The organism is Marinobacter shengliensis (assembly GCF_003007715.1).
GTDB classification, from domain to species: Bacteria; Pseudomonadota; Gammaproteobacteria; order Pseudomonadales; family Oleiphilaceae; genus Marinobacter; species Marinobacter shengliensis.
Genome location: NZ_PXNO01000023.1, coordinates 490,120 through 505,482 on the forward strand (window position 1 = coordinate 490,120; position 15,363 = coordinate 505,482).

Genomic DNA, 15,363 nt, shown 5'->3' on the forward strand with positions numbered 1-15,363 from the left:
TCGAAAATACATGCTTTTATTGTCTTTACCTATAGAACTTTAAGATAGCAAACCAATAACAAAAAGCGAGAAGATCATGAGTTGACAATCTTTGACAAGTGTAAGTGGGACCGCTTTTGCGACATGTCTCACGTTACGCTGATGTTGGCCTGATTATCGCCTGTGAAAATAGGGGTTTTACTGGTTTCCCCGGGCAGTTCCCTGACCAGCCTTGGAACCAGAAAGCCCGGCAGCCGCGTCATAAGCGCCCGAACCAGCGCTGCCGCCGCCTGGTCGCTGACATCAAAGTGATGGGCGCCGGCAACGGGATCAAACGCGTGCAGGTAGTAGGGCATAACGCCCGAATCAAACAGGTCTTCACTCAGCCGGGCCAGGATGCTGGCTGAGTCATTGACCCCTTTCAGGATCACGCTCTGGTTGAGCAGGGTCACCCCCACTTCGCGAAGGCGCGCAAAGGCTTTTCGTGTGTCTGAGTCTAGCTCTGCCGGGTGATTCACATGCACCACGAGGATTTTCTGAAGTGGCGAATTGCCAAGCCAGCCCAGCAGGGCGTCGCACACCCGTTGCGGAATAACGACCGGTAGCCGGCTGTGTATTCGCAGGCGCTTGATATGCGGTATGCCTGCCAGGGCTTCGGCCCATTGCGCCAGTAGCCGATCATTCACTGCCAGTGGATCACCACCGCTGAAGATCACTTCGTTAATTTCGGGGGCGGCATTCAGGGTCGCCAGAACCTGCTGGCGGTCGTCCGGACCGAGCCGCTGGGATTCATAGGGGAAGTGGCGGCGAAAGCAGTAGCGACAGTTGATTGCACACTGGCCCGTTACCATCAGCAGTGCCCGGCTCTGGTACTTGCGGATCAGCCCTGTGGTCTGGATGGCGTTGTTCTCTTGCAGCGGATCGCGCACATACCCTGCTTGTTGTCGCGATTCTTCCGCCAGCGGCAGTACCTGTCGCAACAGGGGATCATTGGGGTCACCCGGAGTCATTCGCCGTAGGAACGGCTCGGGCACCCGCACGGGAAACAGGTGGTGGCCCGCGCTGGCACCCGTGAGCCAGGGCTCTGCCGGCAGCTTCAGACGCCCAAGCAGCTGCTCCGGGCAGGTAACGGATTCTGCCAGAATCTGTTGCCAGCCTTTAGCACAATTGTGGGGCTGTCGACGCGGTTCGGTAGCGATCAATGATGGCTCTTCGTTACGGGCTTCTATACGGGCAGGGGTTCGCTGTATCATAGCGACCTTTGAAATTTTAACGACAGTCTGTCAGGTGGACATTTCATGGCTTCATATTCTACCAACGAATTTCGCAGCGGTCTCAAAGTTTTGCTGGATGGCGACCCCTGTATCATGCTGGAGAACGAGTTCGTCAAGCCCGGTAAGGGGCAGGCGTTCAACCGCGTTAAACTGCGTAACCTGATGACCAACCGGGTCTGGGAGCGTACGTTCAAATCCGGCGAGAGCCTGGAAGCCGCGGACGTGATGGACCAGGACATGGAATACCTGTACACCGACGGTGAGTTCTGGCATTTCATGCTGACCGACGGCTCGTTCGAACAGTACGCTGCCGATGCCAAGGCCGTGGGCGACACTGTCAAGTGGCTGAAAGAGCAGGATGTTTACACCGTGACCCTGTACAACGGCGCGCCGCTGACGGTCACACCGCCAAACTTTGTTGAGCTGGAAGTGGTGGATACCGACCCGGGCATGAAGGGAGATACCGCCCAGGGCGGCTCCAAGCCGGCGACACTGTCGACCGGTGCCGTGGTGAACGTGCCTTTGTTCATCACCATTGGTGAGGTGTTGAAAGTAGACACCCGCTCTGGCGAGTACGTTAACCGCGTCAAGAGCAGCTGATCCGACAATGACCGATCAGCCTGTCTGGCAGCCTTCTGCCTCGCGGGAGCATCTGAAAAGCCGTGCACAACAGCTAGCCTGGGTGCGCGGCTTTTTTGCAGAGCGGGGTGTTTTGGAGGTCGAAACGCCGGTGCTCGGACGGCATGGCGTCACCGATATCAACCTCGACGGTATCGCGGCGGCCGTCAACGCTGCCGGAGTTTCTGGCGGCTGGTTGCAGACCTCCCCTGAATATCACATGAAACGCCTGCTGGCGGCGGGCTCGGGATGTATCTATCAGATTGCCCGGGTGTTTCGTAATGGCGAGCGTGGTAGCCGCCATAACCCCGAATTTTCGTTGCTGGAATGGTACCGGGTGGGCCTGGACGACACGGCGATGATGGCCGAAGTGGCTGACCTGGTGTGTGGCTGGCTGGGATGTGATCGCCCGGATGTGCTGACCTACCGTGAGGCCCAGCAAACGCTAGCCGGCATCGATCCGATGGCCATCACGGATCACGACCTGTACCAGTACTGTCAGCAATGGCTGGAGCCGGAGCAGTTGGCCGGCATGGGGCGTGATGATTGCCTGGACCTGGTGATGAGCTTCAAGGTTGAGCCGTTGTTGGGGCGGGGCCGGCCGGTGTTCATTACCCGGTATCCGGCTAGCCAGGCAGCATTGGCCAGGGTTGTCTCAGACGACGATGGCTACCCGGTAGCGCATCGATTCGAGCTCTACATCGACGGGCTTGAGTTATGCAACGGTTACTGGGAGCTGACCGATCCGGTTGAGCAGCGAGCCCGGTTCGAACAGGACAACCGGCGAAGAAAAGCCGCGGGCAAGCCGGAAATGGCGGTTGATCAGAGTTTTCTGGCAGCCCTGGACGCCGGGCTGCCCGAGTGTTCCGGTGTGGCCCTGGGGTTGGACCGCTTGCTGATGCTGAAAACCGGGGCTGAGCGGATAGAAGACGTGCTGGCGTTTCCGGTCGAGCGGGCCTGAGCCAGGTCTCAGGTGTTGTTGCTGCCTACCCTGCCAAACGCTTCGCCCATGCGCACGCTTTTGCCAGGAACCTGATTGGCATCCCAGGTTACCGCGCCCTTGGGCATTGCCAGGACAACCGTGGAGCCCAGGCGGAACCGGCCCATTTCCTCACCTTTCTCAAAACTGATCGCATCTTCGCCCCGATAAACCCAGCGGGTTATCTGTGCAGGTTCCGGCGCAATTACGCCGGCCCAGGTGGTTTCCATGCTGCCTACGATCATCGCACCCACCAGAACCAGGGCCATGGGACCTGCCTCGGTATCGAAAATGCAGACAACACGTTCATTTCTGGCGAACAGGTTGGGAACATGCGCTGCGGTAACCGGGTTCACCGAAAAGAACTTGCCCGGAACATAGACCATCTCCCGCAGTGTGCCGGCCATGGGCATATGAATGCGGTGATAGTCTTTGGGCGACAGGTAAATGGTACTGAACTCCCCGTGGCGGAACGGCTCAGCCCGGCTGTCGTCACCGCCGAGGATTTCCGTCAGGCCGAAGGACTGGCCCTTGGCCTGGAAAACTCTGTCGTTACTGATCTGTCCGAGTTGGCTGATGGTACCGTCGACCGGACTGACAAATACATCGCTGCCTTCCGCCACAGTGCGCACGCCGGGTTTGAGGGCGCGGGTAAAAAACGCATTGAACGATGGATAGACGGTAGGGTCTGACTCAGCTGCTTCGCTCATGTTTACGCCGTAGCGGCCGATAAACCAGTTAACAACGCGGTTTTTCAGGGCCGGGGCGCTCGTGCTGTCTGCCAGGCGACCTGCCAGGCGAGAGACAGCGCGTTGGGGCGTAATGTATTGGCTCAGTACGAACAGTTTGTCAAACATCAATAAGTCTCGGTAAGAACAGAGGCGGCAGTGTAACAAAAGCGGCCCCGTGTATAGAAATTGTTTCACGCCTTCGCTGTTCGTTCAGAGCCTTGCTATTATCAGGGCACAGCTCGCCCCGGTCGGGGTGGAGAACCCGTGACTGACCTCGGTCGTTAACGAGATAACAAAAGGCGTATATCTTTTCATGCTGCTGATTATTGGTGCGGTGATAGTTGTTGCGAGTGTGCTGGGCGGATACGTGCTGCACGGTGGTCATTTGATGGTGCTGTGGCAGCCGACCGAGATCTTGATCATCGGCGGCGCGGCGGTTGGGTCATTCATCATTGCCAACCCCATGCACACGGTGAAGGAGGTAGGGCAGGGCTTCATGCGGTTGCTGACCGGCTCGCCGTTCAACAAATCCTACTATATGGATTTGCTCAGCCTGCTTTATGAAGTGTTCGACAAATCTCGCAAGCAGGGGGTCATGGCCATTGAGGAGGACATCGACAACCCGGAAAACAGCCAGATCTTCACCCGTTACCCGGCCATCATGAAATCCCGCGATCTTCTGGATTTCATCACCGACTACCTTCGCATTATCAGTTCCGGCAACATGGCGCCCCATGAGCTGGAAGGCATGATGGAAAACGAGATCGATAGTCGTCAGCATGAGCTGGAAGAGCCCGCTCACGCGGTCAACAAGATTGCCGACGCCTTGCCGGGCCTTGGTATCGTGGCGGCGGTACTGGGTATTGTCATCACCATGAACTTTCTCACCGAGGGGCCCGAGAAAATCGGCCTGAGTGTGGCAGCGGCTCTGGTCGGTACGTTCTTGGGTATCTGGATGGGTTATGGCTTTGTCGGCCCCATGTCGATTTCCATGGAACACTCAGCCAAGTACGAGCTGAAGGCTTATGAATGTGTGAAATCGGCTATCGTTGCGACGGTGTCTGGTCAGGCGCCCCAGATGGCCATTGAATTCGGCCGCAAGTCGTTACCCACGGATAAACGACCTGGTTTCCAGGAACTCAACGACCACGTTCGTTCGAAGTGACGAGCTGCGTCCCAATCGCCCGGAGTTGAGTTGTGGAAGAACAGCCGATCATCATCAAACGCAAGAAAAAAGTGGTCGGGGGCCATCACGGTGGCTCCTGGAAGGTGGCCTTTGCAGACTTTGCCACCGCCATGATGGCGTTCTTTCTGGTTCTCTGGCTTACGGCCACAGCGTCTCCCGAACAGAAACTGGCGGTTGAGGGGTATTTCAAAGACCCTGTCGGTTTCATGGAAGGCGGTGCTCGCAGCCCGGTGGACCTGGGGGGTAGTGCATCGGTTATCAACGAAGCGACCCAGGACATCGAATCAAGCCCTGTCCAGATCCAGGACGAAGTGGTTGACCAACTGGCTGACACGCTCGAACAGCGTCGCATGGAACAGCTGTTCCAGGAGCTCCAGGAGCGGATTGAGCAAAGCGAGACCTTGCAGGAATTCAAGGATCAATTGCTGATCGACATCACCGATGAGGGGCTGAGAATCCAGATTGTTGATCGCTCTGGCCGCCCGATGTTCGACAGTGGGCGTGCTGAACTCAAATACTATTCCCAGGACATTCTGTTTGAGCTGGCCCGAACTCTCGGTTCGGTCAATAACAAACTCAGCATTACCGGACACACCGACGCCACGCCATTTGTTGGCCGGCCCGGTTATACTAACTGGGAGCTGTCGGCAGACCGTGCCAACACGGCCCGGCGAGCCCTGGTTGCCGGCGGCGTGCGTCTTCAGCAGATTGCCCGGGTGGTGGGGCTGAGTGATTCTGTATTGTTTGACAAGGAAAACCCGACAGCCCCGGTGAACCGCAGGATCTCGATCATCGTGCTCAACAAAAAAGCCGCTGACAGTATTGAAACCGGCGCGGGCAGGTCAGATCAGCCGTTGATTGACCTCACCCAGCCGACGGAAGAACAGCAGCAGGAAGCGAGAGAGCAACTGGAGCGGGGAGACTGGTTCGAGGAGCGGCCGGAACCGGCGCCCGGAGAGTTGAACTGGTAACGTTCCGCTGGCGCCGTGCGCGGGGCTGTTGCCTCAGGTGATTCTCAGCCCCCGGGACTGTTGTTCTGCCATATCTTGCAGAATCCGGTGAAAACTCTTCAGCCGTTCCCTCGACACCGTTCCGGCCTCTGCTGCCGCATCAAGCGCGCAGCCGGGGTCTCCCATGTGGCGGCAGTTGCGAAACTTGCAAAGCCCGATCAGCGGCCGAATTTCCCGGAAACCATACTCCACTTCCTGTGGGGTCATGTGCCACAAACCGAACTCCCGAATCCCCGGAGAATCAATCAGGTCGCCGCCGCCCGGCAGGTGAAACAGCTTCGCCGTGGTTGTGGTGTGTACGCCTTTGCCGGTACTTTCGGATACCGCGCCCACTCGGAGCAGTTCATCCGGCAGCAAGGTCTGGATGATGGATGACTTGCCCACCCCCGACTGGCCCACGAAAACGCTGGTTTTGTCCCGGACCAGTGACTCCACCTCTGGCGCAGGCTGCCCGGCGCAGGCAGTGGCAGAGGTACGCTCCACCTGGTACCCAAGCGCTTCATAGCGACCCAGCAGCGCATCAATCTGGGCCCGGTTCTGGTCGGTAATAAGATCGGTCTTGTTCAGCAGGATAACCGCCGGAATGTCGGAGCTTTCCGAGGCCACCAGGTAGCGGTCGATAAGGTTGTCGTGAGGCTCCGGTTCCGGTGCAATCACCAGGATAATATGATCGATATTCGCCGCCACTGGCTTCAAGGCGCCGAAGTTATCCGGCCGCTGCAGCAGGTTGTTGCGCTCACAGCGCGCTACGATCACCCCGGTCTCGCTTTTTCCGGGCCGCCACACCACCCGGTCACCGGTCACCAGGTTGTCGATGTTGGCTCGAACAAAGCACCGGAACACACGCCCGGTGTCGTCACCTTCCAGCGCTTCGATATCCAGTTGCTGGCCATAGTGGGCAATCACCAGGCCTTCCTGTTCAGGCCCCAGTTCGCCGGCTTCGGCCTGCGCTTCCACGGCTTTTTCCTTTCGGTTCAGCCGTTCGGTGCGTTCCTTCTGGATTTTCTCGATGCGCCACTGTTGGCGTTTGTTCAGTTTTCTTTTGGCCATCGGCTCTCAAATGTTCCGGGGAAGTGGTGTGACACATGATACGTGAATCATGGACAATGGGCAGAGTTTCTAAACTTTTGCACATGGCCGTCTGGATCCCGACTTGGGTGCAGGTGCCGGCCGGGGACACCTTTCCGGGAGACGCTACGAGCACATCCCTGTGCGCTTGACTGAAGCCATCCATGGCTTCAGACACTCCCGGAAAGGTGTCCCCGGCCAGCACCCCGATCTACAAAGTGGGTTTCAATTCGACATGCGGCCAGCAATAAGCATGGATGTGGAGGTGTGGTGTGGCTTTTCGGAAATTTCGAAGGCCATGGATGGCCTGAGAGAAGCGCACATGGATGTGCTCGTAGCGGTTTCCGAAAAGCCACACCGCACCTCCACCAGCACCCAAACTAAACCGCATAGGAATAAACAATGCCCAACCACAACCGTTTAGTGTGGATAGACCTGGAAATGACCGGCCTGGATCCGGAGAAAGAGCGGATCATCGAAATGGCCACGATAATTACCGATTCAGAATTGAACCTGGTGGCTGAAGGCCCCGTCATTGCCATTCACCAGCCAGACAGCCTGCTGGATGCCATGGACGAATGGTGCACCAACACCCATGGCGCCAGCGGCCTGACCCAGCGGGTGAAAGATAGCAAAACCTCCGAAGCCGAAGCGGAGCAAGAAACCCTGGCCTTCCTGAAACAGTACCTGTCCGCCGGCGAATCACCGCTGTGTGGTAACAGCATCGGCCAGGATCGCCGCTTCCTGGTGAAGTATATGCCCGAGCTGGAAGCCTTCTTCCATTATCGTAACCTGGATGTCTCCACCATCAAGGAACTCGCCCGCCGCTGGCGCCCGGATGTACTTGATGGCGTGAAAAAGAAAGGCAGCCACCTGGCCCTGGACGACATTCGCGATTCCATCGACGAACTTCGCCATTACCGGGAGACCTTCTTCAAGCTGTGATGCCGTGTTGCTGCAGCGCCCAGGCCACATGCTCCCGCACCAGCGCGGAAGGGTGGTCGGCCCGCTGTTTCAGTGCCTCGATCACCGGAATGGTGCTCGGGGCATTGCCCAGCCCGACCGCCAGGTTGCGTAGCCAGTTTTCATAACCGGTTCGGCGGATGGCCGAGCCTTCGGTGCGCTTCAGGAACTCGTCCTCCGTCCACAGAAAAAGCTCGGCCAGGCTGCTATTGTCGAGGCCATGCCGGGGCTGAAAGTCGTTTTCCCGGGTAGGTTTGTTGAATTTGTTCCACGGGCAAACCAGCTGGCAGTCGTCGCAGCCGAATACCCGATTGCCCATCTTTGACCGCAGCTCTTCCGGAATGGGCCCCTTGAGTTCAATGGTGAGATAGCTGATGCAGCGGCGGGCATCCAGTAAGTGAGCGCCAACGAAGGCGTCGGTAGGGCATACCTCCAGGCAGGCGGAGCAGGAGCCACAATGCTGGCTGTCAAAGGCTTCGTCCACCGGCAGCGGAGCGCTGGTAAAGATTTCACCCAGAAAGAAGAATGAACCGGCTTTGGGGTGAATCAGCATGTTGTTCTTGCCAATCCAGCCCAGCCCAGCCCGCTGGGCGAGCCCGCGTTCCAGAACCGGTGCGCTGTCTACGAAGGCTCGGTAGTCGTAGCCGCTGACCGCGGAATCAATCTTTGCCGCCAGGGTGGCCAGCCGTTTGCGCATCAGTTTGTGGTAATCCCGGCCCAGGGCGTAACGAGTCACGTAGGCGGTTTCGCGGTTAGTCAGTACCTGCTTCGGATTGTCCGGAGCGGGCAGGTAATCCATCCGTACTGAGATAACGCGGGTGGTACCGGGCACCAGTGAGTCGGGGGTGTAGCGTTTGTCGCCGTGGTCTGCCATATACGCCATGTCGCCATGGTAGCCGGCTTTCAGCCACTGTTGCAGGCGTTCGGCGTGGGGCCCGGTATCAGCGCAGGTGATACCGGCGTCGGCAAAGCCGAGCTCGCTGGCCCAGGCCCGGATCTGGTCGGGCAGGGCATGCAGTGCCTCATGTTCGGGCCGCTCGGAGCGGAGCTCTGGGTTTGACGTCATGGGAGAAGTCGGCTGTGTAACCTGCGAAGATTTAATTTGATTAAGTTATGACCTTTTTCCCTGTTTTGCTATTCTTTACAGGTATCTGGCCAGTTTTCTTAAACCGGTTTCTTTAGCTGGAGCTTTGGCGAATGCCAATACGCAATGCAAGCAGTCTACCAGAAGCGCTCTACTCCGCCGACTCGGTGCGAGCAATTGACCGCTACCTGATTGATCAGCAAGGCGTTGATGGCTTTGAGTTGATGCAGGCCGCTGCCCGGGCGGCCTTTCGCCAGTTGTTGCGTCACTGGCCTGTCCCCGGGTCGATTCTGGTGCTTTGCGGTGCTGGTAACAACGGCGGCGATGGCTACTTGGTGGCTGCGAATGCTCACAGGCATGGCATCGCCGCCCGGTGCATTGCGGTAGCACCGACGGGTAAGTTGGCCGGGGACGCACTTAACGCGCTGAACCGGGCCCGTGCGGAAGGTGTCAGTGTTGAAGATATCGGCGAACTGGGCGAAGACGGATTGGAAAAACATCTGGCGTCTGCAACCCTGGTGGTGGATGCGATGCTGGGTACAGGAGTGACGGGTACGCCCCGGGAGCCCTTTGCAGGTGTGATTCGGCGGGTTAATGAATCGGGTTTGCCAGTATTGGCGTTGGATTTGCCGTCCGGCCTGAATGCCACAACTGGCTCTGCCGCTGGTGATGTGATTCAGGCCAAGGTAACGGTGACCTTCATTGGCGCCAAGGCGGGTTTGTACACGGGGGTCGGCGCTGGTGTTTGTGGTGAGGTAGTGTTCGAGGCTCTTGACACCGGGCATGATATCTCTGGCAGTGGCCAGCGACCACTTGCCCGGTTGCAGTCCTGGGCCCAGTGCAAGGAGCAGCTGCTTGTCCGTCCGCTTGATGCCCACAAGGGGCGCTTTGGCCACGTGTTGGTGGTTGCCGGTGACCGGGGTTTTGGTGGTGCCGGTATCATGGCGGCCGAAGCGGCGTCCCGGGCCGGAGCTGGGCTGGTTTCCCTGGCTACCCGCCCGGAACATGTTACGGCTGCGCTTGCCCGCTGCCCGTCCTTGATGGTGCACGGGTTGATCCATGGCTCAGAATTGCCGCCATTATTGGCCAGGGCCGATGTGGTGGTGTGTGGTCCTGGCATGGGCAGGCTGGCCTGGGGGCAGCAGATGCTGCAACAGGTTGAACAAAGCGGGCTGCCGCGGGTGTTGGATGCCGACGCGCTCAATCTGATGGCCGGGCGAGTGCCCGTGGTGTCTGATAGCCATATACTGACGCCACACCCCGGCGAGGCGGCGCGGTTGTTGGGTTGTGATGTCGCAGGCGTTGAGGCGGACCGGGTGTCTGCAGCCCGCCGGCTGCAAACCATGCTGGGCGGGGTGGTGTTGCTGAAAGGCGCGGGTACCGTTATCGCCAGTGGCTCGGCACTTCCGGTGATTGTTCCTGGTGGTAATCCGGGCCTGGCGACCGGGGGCATGGGCGATGTTTTGTCCGGCATCGCCGGCGCGTTGCTGGCACAGCTGAAGGACCCCCAGCAGGCCACGACAATGGCTGCGGCTCTGCATCTGGCCGCGGCGGACCAGGCGGTGCAGACTTATGGCTATATGGGGCTGACGCCCACGGATGTAATCAGCGCCTTGCCAAAGGTGCTGTGGGAAGCAGAAAAGGTGAACAGCCGTGACGACCAGGAGGCGTTATGAGCATTTTCGGCAATGAACGCCGGTTGTTTCTGGAGAGTGAAGCGGAAACAGAGCGCCTGGGCGGTGAGCTTGCCGGGCTGGTGAAGGCATCCGATCAGGGCATTATGGTGTTCCTGGATGGCGATCTGGGCATGGGGAAAACCACTCTGAGCCGCGGTGTAATGAGAGGGCTCGGGCATGTGGGAGCGGTTAAAAGCCCAACGTATACCCTTGTGGAGCCCTATGAAGACCTGGACCCGCCGGTATACCATTTCGACCTTTACCGTCTGGGCGATCCCGAGGAGCTTGAGTACATGGGAATCCGCGATTACTTTTCGGGCGGCAGTTTCTGTCTGATTGAATGGCCGGAGCGGGGAGAGGGTGTTCTGCCAGAGCCAGATCTTGAAATCCACCTGGAACGGCAGGGAGAAGGCCGGTCGGTAGTACTGCGTGCCCGATCGGAGTTCGGCGCCTCCCTGTTGAATCAAATAGAGCTGATAGGGCCTGATTCATGAGACTTTTTCTGTGTTTGATGGTGGCTCTGGCGGCTAACCTCGCTCAGGCTGCTACCCAGATTGAAGGCGTGCGGCTCTGGCCCGCGCCTGACCACACGCGCCTCGTCCTTGATACTGCCGGTAGTGTGGAGCACAACGTGTTTGCGCTATCCGGGCCCTCGAGGTTGGTAATCGACTTGAAAAATACCTCCCTGAAAGCGGATTTCAGCAAAGTGGACCTCAGTGGCAGTCCGATTGAGCGGATCCGCAGCGCACCGCGCAATGGCAGCGACCTCAGGGTGGTACTGGATCTGAAAAGCGACATCAAGCCCCGCAGTTTCGTGTTGGAGCCCAATCAGCAATACGGGCACCGGCTGGTGGTCGACCTGATTGACGAGAAGGGCAGCCGTCTCGAACGGGCTGCCAGCCCCACGGTGACTCAGGATTCAGCCGGCAAGCGGGATATCATCATCGTGATCGACCCGGGCCACGGCGGTGAAGACCCAGGCGCTATCGGCCCCAGAGGTACCCGGGAAAAAGATGTTGTGCTCAGAATGTCCAAAACCCTGGCGGATCTGATCAACAAGCAGCCGGGCTTTACCGCCAAACTTACCCGCACCGGGGACTATTACATCGGGTTGCGCAATCGCACCTTGCTGGCGCGCAAGTACAACGCGGATCTGTTCGTCTCGGTGCATGCAGATGCCTTCAGAACACCTCAACCCAGTGGCGCATCGGTATTTGCCCTGTCCCAGCGGGGAGCGACCAGTGAAACCGCGCGCTGGCTGGCCCAAAGCGAGAATCGCTCTGATCTGATTGGCGGTGCTGGTGGGGTGTCTTTGGACGGTCGCGACGATATGCTGGCGGGTGTTCTGCTGGATCTCTCCATGACCGCCAGCATCAATGCCAGTCTCGGGGTGGGGAGCTCTGTGCTGGGGCAGTTGGGCGGTGTTGCCAAGTTGCACAAGCCCGGTGTTGAGCAGGCGGCCTTCGCGGTTCTGAAGTCTCCGGATATACCGTCAATACTGGTGGAAGCCGGGTTTATCTCGAACCCGAAAGAAGAGCAGAACCTGGCCACCGAGTGGTATCGCAATCGACTGGCCAACGCCATCATGGACGGTATTCACGAGTATTTTCAGCGAACGCCTCCACCGGGCACGCTATTGGCCTGGCAGAAGGAAAATCAGAAAGGTGGCGGGCAGGTTAGCCGGTACCGTATCCAGCGGGGTGACACCTTGTCTGGTGTGGCCCGGCAGAACCAGACCACCGTCAGCGAGTTAATGCGCTTTAACGGGATGACCGATGATCGTGTTATGGTAGGGCAAACCATTCGCATCCCCTCATCCTGATCAAGAGGTAGTTCCCGGATATGCCCCACATTCAGTTGCTATCGCCCCGGCTCGCCAACCAGATTGCTGCGGGCGAGGTGGTGGAGCGGCCTGCATCCGTCGTCAAAGAGTTAGTGGAAAACGCGCTGGATGCAGGTGCACGCCGGGTTGATATTGAAGTGGAGCAGGGTGGCGTCAAGCTGATCCGGGTGCGTGATGATGGCTCGGGTATTGACGAAGCCGACCTGCCGCTGGCCCTCAGCCGCCATGCCACCAGTAAAATCCTGACCCTCGATGACCTGGAAGCTGTCGGTACATTAGGCTTTCGTGGTGAAGCCCTGGCCAGTATCAGTTCCGTTTCGCGCCTGGCACTCACGTCCCGCACCGAAGCCCAGGAAGCCGCTGCCCGAGTGGAGGTGGAAGGCCGGGATATGGATGCCCGTCTTTCTCCGGCCGCGCACCCGGTGGGAACCACCGTGGAAGTCCGTGACCTGTTCTTCAACACGCCAGCCCGGCGCAAGTTCCTGCGAACGGAAAAAACCGAATTCAATCATGTGGAAGAGTGTATTCGCCGGCAGGCCCTGAGCCGATTTGATGCTGGCTTTACCCTGCGCCACAACCAGCGTGTGGTGCAGAGCCTGCGGCCAGCAGAGTCGGAGGTCGACAAGGAGCGACGGATTGGTTCGCTGTGCGGACAGCAGTTTATAGACAACGCCGTTATTATTGACGCGGAAGCGACCGGCCTGCGGCTCTGGGGCTGGGTGGCATTGCCCACCTTCTCGCGCAGCCAGGCGGACCTGCAGTACTTCTTCGTGAATGGCCGGGTCATTCGGGATAAGCTGGTCGCCCATGCGGTGCGACAGGCCTACCGGGATGTGCTTTACAACAACCGCCACCCCGCCTTTGTGCTCTATCTGGAAGTGGATCCCGCCACCGTCGATGTCAACGTGCACCCCACCAAGCACGAGGTCCGGTTCCGGGATGGTCGGTTGGTCCATGATTTTATCTTCCGCACCCTGCACCGGGCTCTGGCTGATGTTCGCCCGGATGATCATTTGCGCGGTGCGGTCGCTCAGTCTTTCGGGCGCGAGCCAGAGGCAGTTGTTGCCAACCCCGCCGGTCATCCAGCTGGGATGGGGGCATCGCTCCCCGATCGGGCGCCGCCTTTAGCTGGTGGTTATGCCAACGGAGGCGGCTTTGGTGTTGGGTCGGCTTCCCAGCCGCAGCAGGAATGGAAGGCCAGTGACCAGATGGCGTTCTATCAATCCCTGAATGAGGGCGGGGGGGTTGCTTCCCGGCCTGACCATGCCAGCCAGCCGGTTGCGGTCACGCCTCCACGAGACACCGATGAAGAGCCGCCCCTGGGTTATGCCATCGCCCAGCTACATGGCATCTACATCCTTGCCCAGAGCCGGGCTGGCCTGATCGTTGTTGATATGCATGCTGCCCATGAGCGCATCACCTATGAGCGTATGAAGCACGCCCTGGCCGAGCAAGATCTGAAAAGCCAGCCCCTGCTGGTGCCGTTGTCACTGGCGGTAAGCCAGAAAGAGGCGGCGCTGGCGGAAACTCACGGTGAGGAGTTGCAGCACCTGGGGTTGCAAATTGAACGAATCGGCCCGGAGACCCTGGCTGTGCGGCAAATCCCTGCGCTGCTGCGGGGCGCCGACACCGAACAACTGGTCCGGGACGTGCTGGCGGATCTGATTGAGCACGGGCAGAGCGACCGGGTAGAAGCCGTCACTCACGAATTGCTGGGCACTATGGCCTGCCATGGTTCTGTTCGGGCAAACCGGCAACTCACCATTCCGGAAATGAACTCGCTGTTACGTGACATGGAAGCCACCGAGCGAAGCGGCCAATGCAATCACGGCCGCCCCACCTGGACTCTGGTCACGCTGTCAGAACTCGACAAACTGTTCCTGAGGGGGCGTTAGTCACTCCATGTCGGACACTGAGCGCCAACCGGGGCATGCGCTGCCGCCGGCTATCTTTCTGATGGGGCCGACGGCTTCCGGCAAAACCGATATGGCCATCGCCCTCTGTGACATGCTCCCATGTGACATCATCAGTGTCGATTCCGCGATGATTTACCGGGGTATGGATATTGGTACCGCAAAACCTGATGCCGAAGAACTGGCCAGAGCACCTCATCGCCTGATCGACATCTGTGATTCTGCCGACAGCTATTCCGCTGCGGATTTTCGTCGTGATGCGCTTGCCGAGATGGCAGATATCACCCGCCGCGGCCGCATCCCGTTGTTGGTTGGCGGAACCATGATGTATTTCAAGGCATTGTTGCACGGTATGTCCGACTTGCCCTCCGCTAACCCGGAGTTGCGGGCGCGCATCGAGCAGGAGGCGGCAGAGCACGGTTGGGAGCACCTGCACCGGGAACTGACAAGCCTTGATCCCGTTGCCGCCGGGCTAATCCACCCAAATAACCGCCAGCGGCTGATGCGGGCACTGGAAGTTATTCGCCTGACGGGCAGACCCATTTCTGAAATCTGGCAGGCGCAATCGGGAACTTCTGAACAGGAGGCGGTGTCAGGTATTGAGGATTACACGTATTTTACCCGTTGGCAGGCAGACGAAACCCCGAGCCTGCCGTATACTGTTTTCCAGTTTGCCTTGGCTCCAGCCGAGCGTTCTGAGCTTCATCGGCGTATAGGGCTTCGTTTTCAGGCTATGCTTAATGCAGGGTTTCTGGACGAAGTCCGTGCACTGATGAAGCGGGGTGATCTCAGTCCTGACATGCCTTCGATGCGTTGCGTTGGCTATCGGCAGGCGTGGGATTACCTGACGGGTAGCTGTGATTACCAGACTTTCGTCGACAAGGGCGTGGCCGCCACCCGACAACTGGCAAAGCGGCAGCTGACCTGGTTGCGAAAATGGCCGAATGTTCACTGGCTGAACGCCGGTGATCCGCAAGTGGTGGTTAATGCCTTGAAAAAAAGCGGCCTTGGCACCACATTTAAATCAGAAAAATGACGA

Annotated in this window: 14 protein-coding genes; 10 read left to right on the forward strand and 4 right to left on the reverse strand. The window is 58.8% G+C overall.

The window, feature by feature from the left end:
- Positions 1–128: 128 nt before the first annotated feature.
- Positions 129–1,232 (reverse strand): EF-P beta-lysylation protein EpmB, encoded by a 1,104-nt coding sequence (gene epmB / locus C7H10_RS11535; RefSeq protein ID WP_061331589.1) that lies wholly within the window; start codon positions 1,230–1,232, stop codon positions 129–131.
- A 45-nt stretch (positions 1,233–1,277) separates the two neighbouring features.
- On the opposite strand from epmB, the gene efp reads away from it, so the two are divergent.
- Together efp and epmA are read left to right on the forward strand one after the other, a co-directional pair.
- Positions 1,278–1,853, forward strand: coding sequence for an elongation factor P (gene efp, locus C7H10_RS11540; RefSeq protein WP_058092083.1), 576 nt, complete (start codon positions 1,278–1,280; stop codon positions 1,851–1,853).
- 7 nt (positions 1,854–1,860) lie between these two features.
- Complete coding sequence (gene epmA, locus C7H10_RS11545; RefSeq protein ID WP_106694980.1) at positions 1,861–2,832, forward strand: EF-P lysine aminoacylase EpmA; 972 nt, start codon at positions 1,861–1,863, stop codon at positions 2,830–2,832.
- Between the two features lie 8 nt (positions 2,833–2,840).
- Here epmA and asd read toward each other — a convergent pair whose 3' ends face one another.
- Positions 2,841–3,707, reverse strand: coding sequence for an archaetidylserine decarboxylase (gene asd / locus C7H10_RS11550; protein WP_061331587.1), 867 nt, complete (start codon positions 3,705–3,707; stop codon positions 2,841–2,843).
- Between the two features lie 187 nt (positions 3,708–3,894).
- Here asd and motA point away from each other — a divergent pair, with 187 nt between their 5' ends.
- The gene (gene motA, locus C7H10_RS11555; protein ID WP_061331586.1) at positions 3,895–4,746 is read left to right on the forward strand and encodes a flagellar motor stator protein MotA; all 852 of its coding nucleotides are present in this window, start codon (positions 3,895–3,897) and stop codon (positions 4,744–4,746) included.
- A gap of 32 nt (positions 4,747–4,778) precedes the next feature.
- Positions 4,779–5,738 (forward strand): flagellar motor protein MotB, encoded by a 960-nt coding sequence (motB, locus tag C7H10_RS11560; protein WP_061331585.1) that lies wholly within the window; start codon positions 4,779–4,781, stop codon positions 5,736–5,738.
- Between the two features lie 33 nt (positions 5,739–5,771).
- Here motB and rsgA read toward each other — a convergent pair whose 3' ends face one another.
- Positions 5,772–6,827: a small ribosomal subunit biogenesis GTPase RsgA gene (gene rsgA / locus C7H10_RS11565; protein WP_061331584.1), complete on the reverse strand. Its 1,056-nt coding sequence runs from the start codon at positions 6,825–6,827 to the stop codon at positions 5,772–5,774.
- A gap of 420 nt (positions 6,828–7,247) precedes the next feature.
- Between rsgA and orn the strand changes: the two genes are divergently transcribed.
- Complete coding sequence (gene orn / locus C7H10_RS11570; RefSeq protein ID WP_058092077.1) at positions 7,248–7,790, forward strand: oligoribonuclease; 543 nt, start codon at positions 7,248–7,250, stop codon at positions 7,788–7,790.
- Here the strand turns inward: orn and queG are convergent.
- Positions 7,780–8,874, reverse strand: a complete 1,095-nt coding sequence (gene queG, locus C7H10_RS11575; protein ID WP_106694981.1) for a tRNA epoxyqueuosine(34) reductase QueG — start codon at positions 8,872–8,874, stop codon at positions 7,780–7,782. The genes orn and queG overlap by 11 nt on opposite strands.
- Before the next feature lie 131 nt (positions 8,875–9,005).
- On the opposite strand from queG, the gene C7H10_RS11580 reads away from it, so the two are divergent.
- The 5 genes from C7H10_RS11580 to miaA are packed head-to-tail and all read left to right on the forward strand — an operon-like array spanning position 9,006 to position 15,360.
- Complete coding sequence (locus C7H10_RS11580) at positions 9,006–10,568, forward strand: NAD(P)H-hydrate dehydratase (RefSeq protein WP_106694982.1); 1,563 nt, start codon at positions 9,006–9,008, stop codon at positions 10,566–10,568.
- Positions 10,565–11,062 (forward strand): tRNA (adenosine(37)-N6)-threonylcarbamoyltransferase complex ATPase subunit type 1 TsaE, encoded by a 498-nt coding sequence (gene tsaE, locus C7H10_RS11585; protein ID WP_106694983.1) that lies wholly within the window; start codon positions 10,565–10,567, stop codon positions 11,060–11,062. The genes C7H10_RS11580 and tsaE overlap by 4 nt, the downstream gene beginning before the upstream one ends.
- Complete coding sequence (locus tag C7H10_RS11590) at positions 11,059–12,390, forward strand: N-acetylmuramoyl-L-alanine amidase (RefSeq protein ID WP_061331580.1); 1,332 nt, start codon at positions 11,059–11,061, stop codon at positions 12,388–12,390. Before tsaE ends, C7H10_RS11590 begins: the two co-directional genes overlap by 4 nt.
- Before the next feature lie 20 nt (positions 12,391–12,410).
- Positions 12,411–14,306, forward strand: coding sequence for a DNA mismatch repair endonuclease MutL (gene mutL, locus C7H10_RS11595; RefSeq protein ID WP_106694984.1), 1,896 nt, complete (start codon positions 12,411–12,413; stop codon positions 14,304–14,306).
- Between the two features lie 7 nt (positions 14,307–14,313).
- On the forward strand, positions 14,314–15,360 hold the full coding sequence (miaA, locus tag C7H10_RS11600) for a tRNA (adenosine(37)-N6)-dimethylallyltransferase MiaA (protein WP_106694985.1): 1,047 nt from the start codon (positions 14,314–14,316) through the stop codon (positions 15,358–15,360).
- Positions 15,361–15,363 lie beyond the last annotated feature (3 nt).

Excerpts from the sequence above, each read along its gene's own strand:
- mutL (WP_106694984.1), top strand. The coding sequence starts at position 12,411 with ATGCCCCACATTCAGTTGCTATCGCCCCGGCTCGCCAACCAGATTGCT.
- C7H10_RS11590 (WP_061331580.1), top strand. The coding sequence starts at position 11,059 with ATGAGACTTTTTCTGTGTTTGATGGTGGCTCTGGCGGCTAACCTCGCT.
- orn (WP_058092077.1), top strand. The coding sequence starts at position 7,248 with ATGCCCAACCACAACCGTTTAGTGTGGATAGACCTGGAAATGACCGGC.
- rsgA (WP_061331584.1), bottom strand. The coding sequence starts at position 6,827 with ATGGCCAAAAGAAAACTGAACAAACGCCAACAGTGGCGCATCGAGAAA.
- epmB (WP_061331589.1), bottom strand. The coding sequence starts at position 1,232 with ATGATACAGCGAACCCCTGCCCGTATAGAAGCCCGTAACGAAGAGCCA.
- motA (WP_061331586.1), top strand. The coding sequence starts at position 3,895 with ATGCTGCTGATTATTGGTGCGGTGATAGTTGTTGCGAGTGTGCTGGGC.
- tsaE (WP_106694983.1), top strand. The coding sequence starts at position 10,565 with ATGAGCATTTTCGGCAATGAACGCCGGTTGTTTCTGGAGAGTGAAGCG.
- efp (WP_058092083.1), top strand. The coding sequence starts at position 1,278 with ATGGCTTCATATTCTACCAACGAATTTCGCAGCGGTCTCAAAGTTTTG.
- C7H10_RS11580 (WP_106694982.1), top strand. The coding sequence starts at position 9,006 with ATGCCAATACGCAATGCAAGCAGTCTACCAGAAGCGCTCTACTCCGCC.
- miaA (WP_106694985.1), top strand. The coding sequence starts at position 14,314 with ATGTCGGACACTGAGCGCCAACCGGGGCATGCGCTGCCGCCGGCTATC.
- queG (WP_106694981.1), bottom strand. The coding sequence starts at position 8,874 with ATGACGTCAAACCCAGAGCTCCGCTCCGAGCGGCCCGAACATGAGGCA.
- asd (WP_061331587.1), bottom strand. The coding sequence starts at position 3,707 with ATGTTTGACAAACTGTTCGTACTGAGCCAATACATTACGCCCCAACGC.
- epmA (WP_106694980.1), top strand. The coding sequence starts at position 1,861 with ATGACCGATCAGCCTGTCTGGCAGCCTTCTGCCTCGCGGGAGCATCTG.